This is a genomic window from Microcoleus vaginatus HSN003 (genome assembly GCF_022701255.1).
In the GTDB taxonomy this organism is placed as follows: domain Bacteria; phylum Cyanobacteriota; class Cyanobacteriia; order Cyanobacteriales; family Microcoleaceae; genus Microcoleus; species Microcoleus vaginatus_B.
In genome coordinates, this window is record NZ_CP031705.1 from 86,106 (window position 1) to 100,520 (window position 14,415).

Annotated in this window: 15 protein-coding genes; 7 read left to right on the forward strand and 8 right to left on the reverse strand. The window is 47.0% G+C overall.

Annotation, left to right across the window (positions count from 1 at the left end; translation table 11 throughout):
* Positions 1-87: 87 nt before the first annotated feature.
* Positions 88-2,649: a phosphoribosylformylglycinamidine synthase subunit PurL gene (gene purL, locus D0A37_RS00375; protein ID WP_242719966.1), complete on the reverse strand. Its 2,562-nt coding sequence runs from the start codon at positions 2,647-2,649 to the stop codon at positions 88-90.
* A 135-nt stretch (positions 2,650-2,784) separates the two neighbouring features.
* On the opposite strand from purL, the gene D0A37_RS00380 reads away from it, so the two are divergent.
* A complete protein-coding gene (locus D0A37_RS00380) occupies positions 2,785-3,390 on the forward strand; it encodes a pentapeptide repeat-containing protein (protein WP_242719968.1) in 606 nt (201 codons plus the stop codon).
* Positions 3,391-3,410: 20 nt separating this feature from the next.
* Here the strand turns inward: D0A37_RS00380 and D0A37_RS00385 are convergent, their stop codons facing one another.
* Both D0A37_RS00385 and D0A37_RS00390 read right to left on the reverse strand, forming a co-directional pair.
* A complete protein-coding gene (locus D0A37_RS00385) occupies positions 3,411-3,578 on the reverse strand; it encodes a hypothetical protein (RefSeq protein WP_242719970.1) in 168 nt (55 codons plus the stop codon).
* A 73-nt stretch (positions 3,579-3,651) separates the two neighbouring features.
* Complete coding sequence (locus tag D0A37_RS00390; protein WP_242719972.1) at positions 3,652-3,843, reverse strand: hypothetical protein; 192 nt, start codon at positions 3,841-3,843, stop codon at positions 3,652-3,654.
* A gap of 136 nt (positions 3,844-3,979) precedes the next feature.
* Here D0A37_RS00390 and D0A37_RS00395 point away from each other — a divergent pair, with 136 nt between their 5' ends.
* Complete coding sequence (locus D0A37_RS00395) at positions 3,980-5,713, forward strand: DUF3352 domain-containing protein (protein WP_242719974.1); 1,734 nt, start codon at positions 3,980-3,982, stop codon at positions 5,711-5,713.
* A gap of 139 nt (positions 5,714-5,852) precedes the next feature.
* Here D0A37_RS00395 and mrdA read toward each other — a convergent pair whose 3' ends face one another.
* Together mrdA and D0A37_RS00405 are read right to left on the reverse strand one after the other, a co-directional pair.
* Positions 5,853-7,679 (reverse strand): penicillin-binding protein 2, encoded by a 1,827-nt coding sequence (gene mrdA / locus D0A37_RS00400; RefSeq protein ID WP_242719976.1) that lies wholly within the window; start codon positions 7,677-7,679, stop codon positions 5,853-5,855.
* Between the two features lie 212 nt (positions 7,680-7,891).
* Positions 7,892-8,113, reverse strand: a complete 222-nt coding sequence (locus tag D0A37_RS00405) for a hypothetical protein (RefSeq protein ID WP_242719977.1) — start codon at positions 8,111-8,113, stop codon at positions 7,892-7,894.
* A gap of 114 nt (positions 8,114-8,227) precedes the next feature.
* On the opposite strand from D0A37_RS00405, the gene D0A37_RS00410 reads away from it, so the two are divergent.
* A complete protein-coding gene (locus D0A37_RS00410; RefSeq protein ID WP_242719979.1) occupies positions 8,228-8,710 on the forward strand; it encodes a hypothetical protein in 483 nt (160 codons plus the stop codon).
* A gap of 147 nt (positions 8,711-8,857) precedes the next feature.
* Positions 8,858-9,655, forward strand: a complete 798-nt coding sequence (gene cysE / locus D0A37_RS00415) for a serine O-acetyltransferase (protein ID WP_242719981.1) — start codon at positions 8,858-8,860, stop codon at positions 9,653-9,655.
* A gap of 62 nt (positions 9,656-9,717) precedes the next feature.
* Here the strand turns inward: cysE and D0A37_RS00420 are convergent, their stop codons facing one another.
* Positions 9,718-10,299 carry an Npun_F5749 family FMN-dependent PPOX-type flavoprotein gene (locus D0A37_RS00420; RefSeq protein ID WP_242719983.1) on the reverse strand — a complete coding sequence of 194 codons (582 nt, stop codon included), beginning with the start codon at positions 10,297-10,299 and terminating at the stop codon, positions 9,718-9,720.
* Between the two features lie 177 nt (positions 10,300-10,476).
* Between D0A37_RS00420 and D0A37_RS00425 the strand changes: the two genes are divergently transcribed.
* The gene (locus D0A37_RS00425) at positions 10,477-11,595 is read left to right on the forward strand and encodes a tocopherol cyclase family protein (RefSeq protein WP_242719985.1); all 1,119 of its coding nucleotides are present in this window, start codon (positions 10,477-10,479) and stop codon (positions 11,593-11,595) included.
* Positions 11,596-11,725: 130 nt separating this feature from the next.
* Positions 11,726-12,157, forward strand: a complete 432-nt coding sequence (locus D0A37_RS00430; protein WP_445242459.1) for a cupredoxin domain-containing protein — start codon at positions 11,726-11,728, stop codon at positions 12,155-12,157.
* Positions 12,158-12,249: 92 nt separating this feature from the next.
* Here D0A37_RS00430 and clpS read toward each other — a convergent pair whose 3' ends face one another.
* Together clpS and D0A37_RS00440 are read right to left on the reverse strand one after the other, a co-directional pair.
* Positions 12,250-12,543: an ATP-dependent Clp protease adapter ClpS gene (gene clpS / locus D0A37_RS00435; protein ID WP_006633998.1), complete on the reverse strand. Its 294-nt coding sequence runs from the start codon at positions 12,541-12,543 to the stop codon at positions 12,250-12,252.
* A 253-nt stretch (positions 12,544-12,796) separates the two neighbouring features.
* The gene (locus D0A37_RS00440; protein WP_242719987.1) at positions 12,797-13,399 is read right to left on the reverse strand and encodes a superoxide dismutase; all 603 of its coding nucleotides are present in this window, start codon (positions 13,397-13,399) and stop codon (positions 12,797-12,799) included.
* Between the two features lie 375 nt (positions 13,400-13,774).
* Between D0A37_RS00440 and D0A37_RS00445 the strand changes: the two genes are divergently transcribed.
* Entirely contained in the window at positions 13,775-14,320 is a 546-nt protein-coding gene (locus D0A37_RS00445) for a phosphate-starvation-inducible PsiE family protein (protein WP_242719989.1), read from the forward strand.
* Positions 14,321-14,415: the final 95 nt, after the last annotated feature.

Genomic DNA, 14,415 nt, shown 5'->3' on the forward strand with positions numbered 1-14,415 from the left:
CCCTAGCCCCCCTTAAGAAGGGGGGGACAAGAGTATTCAAAGTTCCCCTTTTTAAGGGGGATTTAGGGGGATCGAAACTTCACGTTTTCAGACCGATGCAATCCGACGCTCGATCGCATTATAGAACCGATCGCCCATATCACCCATCGCCACCTCAATTAACGCTTGATTGTCACCACTCACAACTCGCAAAGGTGATTCAGCACAGCAAACTAAACCAATCTTTTGCCACATTTTGGTCAAATGTTCTTGCAGGTAAGCTTCCCAAATTTCTTGATTTTTCGGTGCGACTGAAACTACAATGCAGTTGCCCATTTCACCAAACAAAATTTCATCCCACCGGCCGACCTTTTCCGAATTGAAACTGAGGTGAATTTCCGCACCCATTTTAGCAGAGATACAGCATTCCGCGAGGGCGATCGCAATTCCACCTTCCGCACAATCATGGGCAGAACCTACCCAACCTTGCCGAATTCCATCACGACAAACCGATTGCACTTTTCTTTCTAACTCAAAATCTATCCTTGGCGGTTTCCCAGCGACAATCCCGTGAATTGCCGCTAAATATTCCGAACCTCCCAAAGTAGGAGAAGTTTCGATTTTTGAGCTTTCAGATGAAAGTTCTGAGTTTTGGGATGATTCCCCCATTCCCAGCACATAAATTAAATCACCTTTCTTTAGCCAAGCTTGGCCGCAAATCTTCTTCAAATCGGGAATTAACCCCACCATTCCAATTACCGGAGTCGGATAAATTGGTTGAGGCTTTCCCTCAGCATCAACCGTTTCATTGTAAAGAGAAACATTGCCGCCAGTCACAGGCGTTCCCAACTCCCGACAAGCCTCAGCAATTCCGCGACAAGCTGAGGCTAACTGCCAATATCCGATAGGCTTTTCAGGACTGCCAAAATTCAAATTATCAGTAACTGCCAGAGGTTCAGCACCCACACAACTTAAATTTCTCGCTGCTTCCGCTACGACTGCTTTTGCACCTTCATAAGGATCGAGATAAACATAACGAGAATTGCAATCAACTGTTGCAGCAACTCCGGGAATAATTCCCAGGGGCGCTTCCTTCTTGCTAAGGGGGGGAGAAAGTTTTGGAGTTTCCCTACCTTGTGCCTTTGTAAATAGAGGAATTACCTCTTCTTCCTGTTTACTTTCGGAAGCTAGAGAAATAGCATTTTCTCTCTGTAGATCTCCCTTAGCAAGAGGGTGTACTTCTAGCCCGTTACCAAGGGAAGATTGCCAGGGCTCTAGCGGACGCAATCTGACAACCGCAGCATCAGCGCCTCCCGGTAAAACAACAGTATTGTTTTGCACTTGATGATCGTATTGGCGATAAACCCAGCGTTTAGAAGCGATGGTGGGAGTATCTAAAAGCGTCAGCAAAATCTGATTCCAGGTTTGGAAATTGCCGTTAATTTCGATACCTGTAACTGTGGATTGTGGCAGGGAATCCGCCGTCCATTCCCATGCTTTTTTAGCATATTCTGGCGGTTCTGTCAATAGTTCTCGGTGATAAATTGGCGTGTTATCTGCCAAAGCAGTGGCGGTAATTTCGGCAGCGATTTCGCCTTTAAATAGAATTCGGACGATCGGCTCTTCGATAACTGTGCCCGCTACTACCGCGTGCAATTCCCAGCGGTGGAAAATATCGATTAATTCCTGTTCGCGTCCTTTTTGGGCAACAAATAACATCCGTTCTTGGGATTCCGAAAGCAGGTATTCGTAGGGAATCATGCCGCTTTCTCGAACGGGAACTTTGTCTAAATCGAATTCAATGCCGACGCCGCCTTTGGCTGCCATTTCTGATGTCGAACAGGTGATTCCGGCTGCACCCATATCTTGGGCTGCGACGACTGCACCGGTTTTGAATGCTTCTAAACAAGCTTCAATTAAGGATTTTTCTAAAAATGGATCTCCTACTTGGACTGCGGGGCGATCGTCCATTGATTTGTCTGTCAACTCTGCACTGGCAAAACTTGCTCCTCCCATGCCATCTCGCCCGGTAGTTGAACCGACGTAAAGCACGGGATTTCCGATGCCGGATGCGCCGGATTTGACGATTTCTTGAGTTTCCATTAAACCCAAGGCCATGACGTTAACTAGCGGGTTGCCAGAATAAGCAGGATCGAAGTAAACTTCGCCGCCAACTGTGGGTACTCCGATGCAATTTCCATAATGAGAAATTCCTGATACTACGCCTTTGAACAATCTCTGAGTTTTAGCATCGTCTAAGTTGCCGAAACGCAGGGAATTCAAAAGTGCGATCGGGCGTGCACCCATTGTGAAGATATCGCGGAGAATCCCGCCGACACCGGTTGCTGCACCTTGGAAAGGTTCGACTGCAGACGGGTGGTTGTGGGATTCAATTTTGAAGGCGAGTTGCAAGCCGTCTCCCAAGTCTACGACGCCGGCATTTTCTCCGGGCCCGACGAGAATTCGATCGCCCTCTGTGGGAAACTGTTTTAATAGTGGCCGCGAATTTTTGTAACAGCAGTGTTCGCTCCACATGACGCCGAACATTCCCAATTCAGCTTTATTAGGATGGCGACCTAGACGCTGAACGATTTCTTCATATTCTTCAGGTGTGAGTCTTTCACGGGCAATTTGTGCGGGGGAAAATGGAGATTCGGAGATGGGAGACATGGAAAGTCGTTATAAACCACAGGCTTTATTCTAAATGCCCTGTGGTTGGTTAATCTAAAATCTATAATCTAAAATCTACAATCCTAGGTCTTTGGGTTGTGAATCTAAAATCTAAAATCTAAAATCTAAAATCGAATGACTCAACCTCGAAATCTCAATTTTGCTAACCAAAACTTGCGGAACCGTTCTTTTAAAGGGCTTGACTTGTCAGGGGCGAATTTCAGCGGTTGCGACATTCGAGGCTGCAATTTCACCGGGGCGATTTTGAGGGGGGCAAATTTTCAGGGTGTCAGAACCGGACAAAGCCGCAGGCGGGTGAGAAATTTGATTGCTAGGGCTGGGGTGACAGCGGTGACAGTGACGGCGGCTGGGGCTTTGACTGGACTGATTGGCGGGGCGGATGCGGGGGCTGTGGCGGTGGCTGGAACGGCTGCTACGGCGATTGCTGCGACTCGGGGCGAGGCGGGAATTGTCGCGGGGGCTGTGGCTGGGGCTGCTGCGGCGATCGGGGCTAGCGGTATTGTGACATTTTTGGGCGGAGATACTCTCAGGGGAATTGTCTTATTTTTGGTTTCTGGGGTAATTCTTGGGTTAACTGCGATCGGCTTTTTTATCGCTGTTGAACAAATAGAAAAATTATCGATAACGTCGTTTAGAAAAGCTGATTTAACTGATGCTGTATTCGATCCGGGGGCGGTTCTAGATGCAGATTTTTCCGATGCGCGAGGAGTGCGGTGGTAGACTGCACAATTACTGATTTTTTACCCATTCCCGGAATTCTCGCACTGCTGCGGTTGCGCCTGTAGTTTGACAGGAATAGATAAATTCGTCAACTTTTGCAGTCGGTAGCATCTGACATCTTGCACCATTCTCCAGAACAGGCAAGATGCCTGTTCCACAACAAGTGCATTTTCTTGTGGGGTGGGCATCCTGCCCGCCCATAGAAGGCTTATCGAGAATGGTGCAAGATGTGAGTAGCATCGGGAAAGCCAGGGAAATTTTTCACTCGGCATATTCGCCATTTTGTAATTGATAAAACTTGATGCTTCGTCCGTCGTACCGCCAAGTTTCTGCTACGCCTAAATCTACATATAAATTTAATTGATTTAAGGAACTGCTGATAATATCAATTAACTGCCAACTGATATTTGGCAGTGAAACTCGCTGTTCGGCGGGCGTTGATATTGTTAGCATTTTACTTGGGTTTTAAAGCTTGAGTATATTTTAGTTTATCTTTTTGTTTTGCGAACTGAACAAAAAGTATCTGCCGACAGCTACGGTCATGCGCTACTCTAGTTAATAATAGACTGTGGTCATTAGTCCTTGTTGTATGAAGCTGCGATCGTTCTTTTCTTTCCTCATTGCTGGCGTCTTGGCACTCTTAGGCTTGAGTGCCGGTGGTTTTTACTGGCTGACAACTCAAACTCCCCTGAATTTACTCGCCGGCGGGCCGACAACTACTCCGGCTGCGGCTGTGTTTGTCTCGAAAGAAGCACCTTTGTTAGCATCAATGCTGGTAAATCCCGATCGCCTCGAAGCATTGCGACAAGTTTTTGCCACTCCCGAAGAAAGAAGTCGATCGCACGCAGAATTTGAGCAAATCAAAAAAAGTTTCCTCGCCAATACAGGCCTCGATTACAGTCGAGATATCCAACCTTGGATAGGTGACGAAATTACTCTCGCAGTCACAACGGCCGATTTGGATGGCGACAGCAGCAACGGCAAAGAAACTGGGTTTTTGCTGGCGGTTTCCTCCCAAAAGGTCGATCGCAGCCAACAATTTCTCGACTCATACTGGCGCAAACAATCTCGTGCCGATAAAACAGTTCATTCGGAACTATATAAAAACGTTAAAATTAATTATAAACAACCAGCAATAGCCCAGAAAAAATCTGCTTCTCTTTGGCTTTTCAACCCGTTTTCTCTGCCGAATTCAACTTTGCCACCCAGCTTCGCAACAGCAGCAATCGGCGGTCGTTCAAATTCTGGAAATAACCCCAGTTTTGTTTTATTTGCCAATAGCCCCAAGGTGATTCGAGAGGCAATTAATAACGTTGAATCAGCCAACCTCAATCTTAATAATACCCCGGAATATCAAAAAGCTTTGCAGCAGCTAACTCAAGGCAGAATTGCTTTAGCATTTGTCAATCTCCCGCAGTCAGCAACCGAGCCAAATCCCCAAGTTTCTCTTAATTCTCTCGCAGTTGCTGTCGGAGTCAACCGACGGGGATTGCTGGCTCAAACTGCTTTAGTGACATCGCGAGAAAACACAGCTTCTCCAACGCTCTCAGAACCTGTGCAAGCCTTGCAGTATATTCCGTCAGCCAGTCCTTTTGCGCTCGCCAGCACCGATTTAAGGAATTTTGGGGTTGATTTGTCATCGGCGGTTTCCACTAATGCAGAAGTCTCAAATTTAGTCGATCGCACTCTCGCAGATATTCAGCAAGTTTGGGGCGTCAACTTGCAGCAGGATATATTTGACTGGGTACAAGGAGAATACGCTTTAGCAGTGCTTCCGAATTCGTCAAATAGTGCTGACTGGATTTTTGTCGCCGAAAACTCTGCTGATTCCCAAAAGGCGATCGACAAACTCGATGAAATGGCCCGCAGCAAAGAATACAGCATCGGCAGCTTCACTCTCAGAAACCAGAAGATTACCGCTTGGACGCAGTTGACAACGAACCCAAATTATGCAATAGAAAATAATAGAAAAAGTGCGATCGAAACCGAGGCAAAAGGAGTTCGAGCCACCGTCGGCAAATACGAAATTTTCACCACTTCAGTAGAAGCAATGGACGCAGCACTAGAAGCCGCTGAAACAGGCTCTTTATTTGCCAATGAAGATTTTCAAACCAGCATTGAACCTCTGCCACTATCTAACAACGGCTATTTTTATTTAGACTGGCCCTCCAGCAGGGGAATTTGGGAAAAACAAATCCCGCTGTTGAGGTTAATTGAACTTTCGGCAAGACCATTGTTCGACCACTTGCGATCGCTCACTGTCACAAGTACGGGAGAAATAACAGGAATTCGCAAAGCTACAATATTTATGCGGCTGAATTAGTCAGTAGTCATTAGTCATTAGTCATTAGTCAGTAGTCATTAGTCAGTAGTTCAGAAGGAAAAAGGAAGAAGGAAAAACAAGAAACTATGCCGAATTCCCAATAACTCAGGACTAAGGACTAAGGACTAAGGACTACTGACTAAGGACTAATCACTACTGACTCATTCACCTTTTTAGGTTTCCCAAAATAAGCTTGAAACACCTCTTTGGCGATCGGGGCCGCGGCAACAGAACCATAACCGCCATTTTCCACAACCACGGCGATCGCAATTTCCGGCTTCTCAGCGGGCCCGAAGGCCACATACAAAGAGTGATCCTCCTGTCCGATGACCTCCGAAGTCCCTGTTTTGCCCGCCGTCAGCGGAATCGTACCGTCATTCAGCCCCTGTCCCGTACCCTTGGCCACCACCGCGATCAGTCCTTCCTTAACCACCTGAATTGTTGAAGGTTTCATCCCCGTATGTACCCGTTGAGTCTCCGCTGTGCCGGTCATAGAAGTCAAAAGATGAGGCTTCACCCGATAGCCGCCGTTAGCGATCGAACTCACCATCACCGCCGCCTCCAAAGGAGTCACCAACACCAACCCCTGGCCGATCGACATCGTTACCGTATCACCCGCATACCAAGGTTCTTTATAAATTTTCTCCTTCTCCTCCGGCGTCGGCATTTGACCGTGAGTGCCGCCGCCTAGCCCCAAAAGATTCAAATCCGTATCCTTGCCAATTCCCAAGCGTTTTCCCCACTTAGAAATTTGCTCCGGCCCCGTACTAATCCCCACTTGATAAAAAAACGTATTGCTGCTGAAAGCCAAAGCATCCCGAAAGCCGATGTCGCCGAAACCGCCGCTGTGTTCGTTAAAATCAATTCCCCCCACAGTAATGTAAGACGAAGTACCGAGAATTGAGTCCGGCGAAAATTTGCCCGACTCCAAACCCGCGACGGCAGTCACAATTTTAAACGTGCTACCGGGGGGATAGCCTTGCATCGCACGATTCAAAAATGAATTTTCCGGGTCTTGAAGAGTTGCCCAGTCATCCTTAGTCATTTTTCGAGTAAACAGATTGGGGTCAAAAGTCGGGTGGCTGGCCAGAACTAATACCCCGCCAGTTTTGACATCCAGGGCCACTACTGCCCCCCGGCGGTTCCCCAGGGCTTTTTCGGCTGCTTTTTGCATTTCCAAGTCTATGGTTAGCTGCACCGCCTCGCCCGGTTTGGGCGGTGTCTCTCCCATCAGCCGCAATTCTTGATTGTTGGCATTTACCTCGATCAGCCGATCGCCCCAAACTCCCGCAATCTTCTTGTTAGAACTCGCTTCTATGCCCATCTGACCGACAATCATCCCCATCGGATATTCCGGGTGAGCTGCCAAGTCTGCTGCGGTAGCTTCGCCAATATATCCGAGAACATGAGCCGCCAAACTGCCTTCGGGATAATAGCGCTTCGCTTCTGGCCGCACTTCCACTCCGCGTATTTGTCCCACCTCTTCTGCTAGGGGCACAAATACCTCTGGCGGCATCGCTTGCTTGAGCGGCACCGATCTGTAGGATAGAGGATCGACCTCTTTTAATTTTTGTAAAATTTCTTCGACCGGGATTTTAACCAGCGGACTCAACTTCTCTGCTGTCGCTTTCCACTCTTCCGCTGTTTGTTCTTTCGGCCACAAATATACCGATCGAGCTAAATTGTTGGCCGCTAGCAGCTTGCCTTTGCGATCGAAAATGTGTCCGCGATTCGCTGCCATTGGGACTAGGCGAACGCGATTGTTTTCGGCTCGTTCCCGGTTTTGCTTCCCTTGTATCAGTTGCAATTCCACCAACCGACTAGCGTGCAGGCCTAGCAAACCTGTTGCCACCAGCATTAACACGATCGCCCGGTGTATCGGACGCTCCTGTTTCTTAGGAGTTTCCGCCAGGGTTTTGTCACGAGAGTGAAATGCTGAGATCGAATAAACTTGTCGTTGCATCATTCTATAGGTAGATGTCAAATCCTAGATTTTAGATTGCTGATTGTCAATTGTGAAGTATACATCATCAAACCGGGGACAATCGGGCCTTGACTCTTGGGGGAAGCGGAATGATTGATCATTAACTTTTGACTAATCATTAATAACTCATGACTGCTAACTAATCCCCCAAGCACCAAGAAATAGCCAGAAAAATCAAGGCCAGGCTCAGCCAATTAGGGAGGTGGAGCCAGCCAGATAGGCCTATAGGTAACAATACCAAGGCCTGTGTCAATAGGGAACCGATCGCCAACAGCAAGGCTAGGAGTATCAAATTTATCATCTTGACACCGTACAATTTCGGATATGAGTCGATCGCCTGTGGCAGAAATCCGAGTGGCACAAGCGAGCGCGATCGTACAGGGATTGTCCTGATAGACATAAGGAAGAGAAGCCACGAGGTTTTCAACTAATTTAAAAAAAATTATTCTTCCTCCACAGTTTGTATTCTAGGGGCTGCGATGGGTAAATTCTGAGTTGTGATTGTTAAGTTGTGACCGAGGAGTATTGCCATGTTGTTTAATCAGCGAGCCAATTTCAAAAACGGTGCGCTCTTGGCTGCGATCGCCGGGATCGTCGCCCTACCAGTTTTAGCAGAAACAGCCAATTTCGGCACTTTAACTTTATCGCGAGGTTTTGCAGCCCCAACAGCAGTTTTGAGAGGTTCCACAGGCGGATCGTACTCTCTATCGGTCATAGCCAACGCCGATCGCCACAAAAACAAATGTTTGGGTTTTGCCACCCCAACTCCCGACCACATCATAGTCTTACAGGAAAAATTTTCAAAACTCACGCTCCAAGTCAACAGCGGAGGCAAGGACACGACCTTACTCGTACAAGGCCCCGGCAATGCGGTGCGCTGCGGAGACGATATAGGTCAGAATAAAGATGCTGCCATACTTGATTCAGACTGGCAAGCAGGCTCTTACAGGCTTTGGGTAGGTACTGTCGAACCCGGAGTCAAGTCTAACTATACAATCTCAGTAGAGGAATAGAACGCAGCGGCGCTGTTGCATAGCGGCAATAAAATGTCGTCAAATTCTACCCCACTCTCCCGCCGCCCGATCGACCGCTCACTTCCCCCATCCAGTAAAATGTAAAATCGAAAGTGGCGTGTTTAACCAAAATAGGTAACTCCGAAAGTGCTAAAGACTCTTAGAGCTGACTTCAGTATAATTTTCGATCGCGACCCTGCCGCTCGCAACTGGCTGGAAGTTTTGTTTTGCTACCCCGGTCTTCAGGCCCTAGTGTTGCACCGCCTCGCACACTGGCTTTATGTGTTGGGACTTCCCTTCATCCCCCGCTTGATTTCCCACATTGCTCGCTTTTTGACCGGAATTGAAATCCACCCAGGGGCAACCATCGGCAAAAGCGTATTCATCGACCACGGTATGGGGGTTGTGATCGGCGAAACAGCGATTATCGGCGATTTTGCCCTAATTTACCAAGGTGTCACCCTTGGCGGTACTGGCAAACAAAGCGGCAAGCGTCACCCTACCGTCGGCGAAAACGTAGTTGTAGGTGCCGGCGCCAAGGTACTCGGCAATCTGCAAATTGGCAATAACGTCCGCATCGGCGCCGGTTCCGTCGTGCTCCGCGACGTACCATCTGACTGTACAGTGGTAGGGATTCCCGGCCGCATCGTCTATCGATCGGGAGTGCGCGTCAATCCCCTAGAACACGGCAGTTTGCCGGATTCGGAAGCTGTGGTAATTCGCTCTTTGCTCGATCGTATCGAATCCCTCGAACAGCAAGTAAAAAGTTTGCTTCCTCAAGCATCTGTCTCCTTAAATTCTGTTCCCAATTCGCCTTCAGGGTTCCCAACTTTAAATCAAACCAGCAATGTAGCTGTAGCTGAAAAAACCCAATTAGCTGTTGCCACCACTTGTCAGTTAAAAGATAAAGCAATTCAAGAGTTTTTTGACGGCACCGGCATCTGAGGAGTGAAAAATTAAAAGTTAAAAATCCCAATCTCTGTTTTTAATTTTTAATTTTTAATTTTTCACGGATTAACCGATCGCACCGACCAATTTCCCTCCCCGTCGCGCTGATAAAGCGACCGATTTTGCGGTTCCCCCCGCAACTCCAAAAAATCCACCGTTTCCGGTTCCAACAACAGCAAGCAAAAATTAGGCAGCGGCTCGATCGCATTTGGGGAAGCAGAATCAAAAGCACTAGCCTCGGCTTTGTCCTCCCCCGGCTGCGGCCAAGCAAACTGTGATCTAGCCGCCTCAGAAAGCTCCTGCCAAGTTGTGCACCGCGATGAGTACAACTCTGCCTCTGGATAATCTGCCCCTACCAAAACTAGCTTTCCAGCAATCCGAAATTGTTCGCGAGTGTTAGGGAAATACCAGCAAATTTCCCCCCAAGGATAGAGGTTAATTTCCTCGGCTTTTTGGCTGCGAATATCTATAATAAACTTCAACTGATTAGTATCTGCTAAAAAGCCTCGAAACACCACAGTGCGGTTGGCCGGACGCCCGGTGGCCCGAACAGTTGCTAGTTGCAAGTAACGGGCAAAAGCAAGACTGCGGTTGCGGTGGAGCGCGCGAGCTAAGGGCGATCGCCAAAGTGCTAAAGACATAATTAATAACCTATCATATTAGTCATTAGGAATTGGGCATTGGGCATTGGGCATTGGGCATCGGGCATTGGGCATTGGGCATTGTTAACTGTTGACTGTTGACTGTTGGCTGTTAACTGTTGACTAATGACTACTGACTACTGACTACTGACTCTTCTTTCTGCTATTGGTAATTTTATGTCAAATTCACTTTCAAAACTCAAAACTATTGAAACTCCCCACAGCGGCTACCACTGGGACGGTAGTTCACGCCGCTTTTTTGAAGGCTGGTACTACCGAATAACATTACCGATTCACGGACAATCTTTTGCATTCATGTATTCCATCGAAGACCCCAGAGGCGGTCAACCTTACAGCGGCGGTGCAGCTCAAATTCTCGGCCCGAAAGATAGCTATTTGTGTCGCACCTTTCCCAATGTAAATAAGTTTTGGGCGGATCGAGAAAGCTTAGGTTTCGGACATTGGGGAAAAACCGATTTACAAATTAAACCCCAATATTTAGATCCGCAAGTATTCGACAGCCGCGTCGAAGAAGGCTATCAAGCTACTGCTACTTTAAATCAAGGTTATCTGCACGATCCGGGAAGTGGCAGCCGCTGTTTTTGGCAGTACGAAATTCAACCTATTTACGGCTGGGGCAACTCTCAGGAACTCCAGAAATCTACGGCGGGAATGCTATCTTTTCTGCCCGTATTTGAGCCGGGCTGGCAAATTTTAATGGCTCACGGTTTAGCCACGGGCTGGATTGATTGGAACGGCCAACGCTACGAATTTAAAGATGCTCCCGCTTACAGCGAAAAAAACTGGGGCGGTGCTTTTCCGCAAAAGTGGTTTTGGATTAATTGCAATTGTTTTCAAGGCGAAAGCGATTTAGCTTTAACTGCTGGCGGCGGCAAGCGGGGCGTGCTGTGGTGGATGGAATCGGTAGCCATGATTTGTCTGCATTACCGAGGCAAGTTTTACGAATTTGTGCCTTGGAATTCGCAAGTTAGCTGGACTATTGAACCTTGGGGAAGCTGGAAAATGCAGGCTAGAAACAGTCAGTTTGAAGTTGAGTTAATTGGCACTACAAACAGTTCTGGTACTTATGTGCGAACTCCGACCGAAAAAGGTATGGCTTTTTGCTGCCGGGATACGACGCACGGCGAATTGCGCTTGCAACTGCGAGAGTTGTTGGGGGGGAAATTTGAAAACAATGGCAAGCAGCGTTCTCGAATTATCTTAGAGGCTCACAGTTCTTTATCCGGTTTGGAAGTTGGGGGCGGGCCTTGGGATGAAGTTTGGCGATCGAATTAAGTCAGTAGTCATTAGTCATTAGTCATTAGTCATTAGTCAGTAGTCAGTAGTCATAACAGCCCTGATCAATTTACTCGGTTGGCAATTAGGCAAATTCTACCGCAGCCAGCGGTTACAACAAACTTTCAAGGTGATTTTGGGACTAATTTTATGTTTGGGGACAATCTTGATGCCGGCGGCAATTGCTAGTGCTGCCGATTATTTGTCTCGGCAACCTGTCACCGAAATTACTGTTAGTTTGGGTGACGAAGCTGGGGAACTCAAATTTTTTCCCAATCTGCTAGAATTTGAATCGGGCAAGCGCTATAAATTAGTGCTAAAAAACCCCAGTTCGCAGAAACATTATTTTACTGCTAAAAACTTTGCTGATGCGAGTTGGACTCAAACAGTTGAAGCTGGTAATGTGGAAATTAAAGGAGCGATTTACGAATTGGAACTTAAACCGGGCGCTAGGGCAGAATGGATGTTTGTACCGATGAAATCGGGAACCTACAACCTTCGAGGTACGGTAGCTGGACATACGGAAGCGGGAATGATGGGCAAAATTACGATCGCCTCTTAACCCCAATCTTCGTCGCCTTACCGGACATCCTATCAATTTCCGATTAATTAGCGACAAACAATCGATCGAACTTTCGCCCCTCTAGACACTTTTCAAGTAGACTCTAGCGGAGCCATTGTCAGTCCTGCGCGGCTCAATTGCATATGATAAAGTTCTGCTTGCTCTTGCGGGCCAACCCAGACGGTGGCCTGGCCTTCGTGGTGGATTTGGTTGGCGAGTTTCCAAGCTTGATCGCTCGTCATCCCTGGAATGTATTTGGTCAAACATTCCACAACGTGCTGGAATGTGTTGAAATCGTCGTTGAGGACTATTACCCGATAGTTGGGATAAGGTTTGCGGGTAACTTGACTCGATCGAACGGGTGCTATGGTTGGTGAAGAGGTCATCGCGCGAACAGCCACTGAAACTACAAAATTCGTAAAAGAGTTACCGATTACAGTATAACCCAATTTATGAAATTTTTAACCGCTATTTGGCAGTTCGATCGGCTTCGAGGTTTATTTTCACCGCTGCACCCTGCGTTGCACCGCGCCCGTCAAACTCAAGTTAATTAATACTCATCTCAACAAAGACTAAAGTCCTCACTACGAACCTATGAAGTTGTGTAGTAAGGACTTTAGTCCTCAAACTCAGATGCTACTAAGCCGCAGCCAAATTTGCTGCTGCGAAATCCCAGTTAGCCAAATTATCCAAGAAATTAGTAATGTAGTCGGGACGGCGGTTTTGGAAATCCAAATAATAAGCGTGTTCCCACACATCCAAAGTCAGCAACGGAGTTTGGCCGTGTACTACCGGGGTGTCAGCGTTGGCAGTTTTGGTAACTTTCAAAGTACCGTTGTCCACAACCAGCCAAGCCCAGCCGCTACCGAACTGAGTTGTCGCAGCAGTCTTGAATTCTTCTTTGAATTTGTCAAAGCTGCCGAAGTCGGCGTTGATTTTGTCAGCTAAAGCTCCTGTAGGAGTGCCGCCGCCACCCGGTTTGAGGGAATTCCAGAAAAAATTGTGGTTCCAAACTTGACCTGCATTGTTAAAAATGCCTGCTTTGGATGGGTCTTTAGCAGATTCCTTGACAATTTCTTCAAGGGATTTGCTCGCCATTTCAGTCCCTTCAATCAGTTTATTCAGATTGGTGACGTAAGCAGCGTGGTGCTTGTCGTGGTGGAACGAAAACGTGTTGGCCGACATATGAGCTGGTTCTAAGGCGTCAGCGGCGAAGGGTAATGGTGCGAGTTCAAATGCCATGGTGTTCAATCCTCTCTGGATTACTTTGGGTTTTTCGGTTGACTTGGTGGCTTTTGTATGATTAAAGCCGAGAGTCACTAACTTGAGTTTATCAAGCTGTGGTAAATAATTCTTTACAATTTTCCTATTTTATAGCAGTTGCAGCATTTCAGCATTCAGACTTCTATTTTTTAGATATCCAAGCTACTTATTGCAGGCCTCAGATAGCATAAACTCTCGCTAAATGTCAAGCCACCATGGATGCAAATAAAAGTGTGTGTGAAATTGTCAACCCCTCGAAATTTTATGAGATTGATAAATAGATTAAACCTGTAAATTTTCAAAGATTAGCCTAAGTTCAATTAAGCTGTAAGAAAGTCAAACCAGTTGCAGGATATGTCACTCGAAAAGCGTTTAAACAACTCGTCCAGTCACGCCCCTCAATGGTTGAATTTGCAATTAATTGTCACCGCTCTGGAAACAGTCCAAGACTTAATTGTAATTTCTCTATGTATTGGTTTGTTTTGTTTCATGGTACTCGAACTGCGAGAAATGTTTTTCTCGCTGCTGCCTCCTTTGAATTTTCAGGAAGTGACGGCAGACATTCTATTTTTATTGGTTTTAGTGGAATTATTTCGGCTGCTAATTATTTATTTACAAGAGCAGCGGGTTTCGATAGGTGTGGCTGTGGAAGTTTGTATAGTATCTGTTTTGCGAGAAGTTATCGTGCGGGGAGTGCTGGAAACTCCCTGGGTTCAAATATTATCAACAGGCGCTTTTTTGCTAGTTTTGGGAGTGTTGTTGGTAGTCCGAGTTTGGTTGCCACCAACCTTCGAGGGAATTGACCCGGAACGCCGCCTTGCTAGCAGAAATAGAAAATTTTCCGAGCCTGAATATTCTTCCGATTCTGTTGCCATCAATAGGCAGTTTAATTCTCATTGAGTATGGCGGGACAGGCGATTTTAGATTTTAGATTTACTCTGATATTGCTTGTCACGTTACCAGCCATCATTTCCTGTAAAACTGAGATGTTGCAC

Excerpts from the sequence above, each read along its gene's own strand:
- purL (WP_242719966.1), bottom strand. The coding sequence starts at position 2,649 with ATGTCTCCCATCTCCGAATCTCCATTTTCCCCCGCACAAATTGCCCGT.
- D0A37_RS00380 (WP_242719968.1), top strand. The coding sequence starts at position 2,785 with ATGACTCAACCTCGAAATCTCAATTTTGCTAACCAAAACTTGCGGAAC.
- D0A37_RS00385 (WP_242719970.1), bottom strand. The coding sequence starts at position 3,578 with ATGCCCACCCCACAAGAAAATGCACTTGTTGTGGAACAGGCATCTTGC.
- D0A37_RS00390 (WP_242719972.1), bottom strand. The coding sequence starts at position 3,843 with ATGCTAACAATATCAACGCCCGCCGAACAGCGAGTTTCACTGCCAAAT.
- D0A37_RS00395 (WP_242719974.1), top strand. The coding sequence starts at position 3,980 with ATGAAGCTGCGATCGTTCTTTTCTTTCCTCATTGCTGGCGTCTTGGCA.
- mrdA (WP_242719976.1), bottom strand. The coding sequence starts at position 7,679 with ATGATGCAACGACAAGTTTATTCGATCTCAGCATTTCACTCTCGTGAC.
- D0A37_RS00410 (WP_242719979.1), top strand. The coding sequence starts at position 8,228 with ATGTTGTTTAATCAGCGAGCCAATTTCAAAAACGGTGCGCTCTTGGCT.
- D0A37_RS00420 (WP_242719983.1), bottom strand. The coding sequence starts at position 10,299 with ATGTCTTTAGCACTTTGGCGATCGCCCTTAGCTCGCGCGCTCCACCGC.
- D0A37_RS00425 (WP_242719985.1), top strand. The coding sequence starts at position 10,477 with ATGTCAAATTCACTTTCAAAACTCAAAACTATTGAAACTCCCCACAGC.
- clpS (WP_006633998.1), bottom strand. The coding sequence starts at position 12,543 with ATGACCTCTTCACCAACCATAGCACCCGTTCGATCGAGTCAAGTTACC.
- D0A37_RS00440 (WP_242719987.1), bottom strand. The coding sequence starts at position 13,399 with ATGGCATTTGAACTCGCACCATTACCCTTCGCCGCTGACGCCTTAGAA.
- D0A37_RS00445 (WP_242719989.1), top strand. The coding sequence starts at position 13,775 with ATGTCACTCGAAAAGCGTTTAAACAACTCGTCCAGTCACGCCCCTCAA.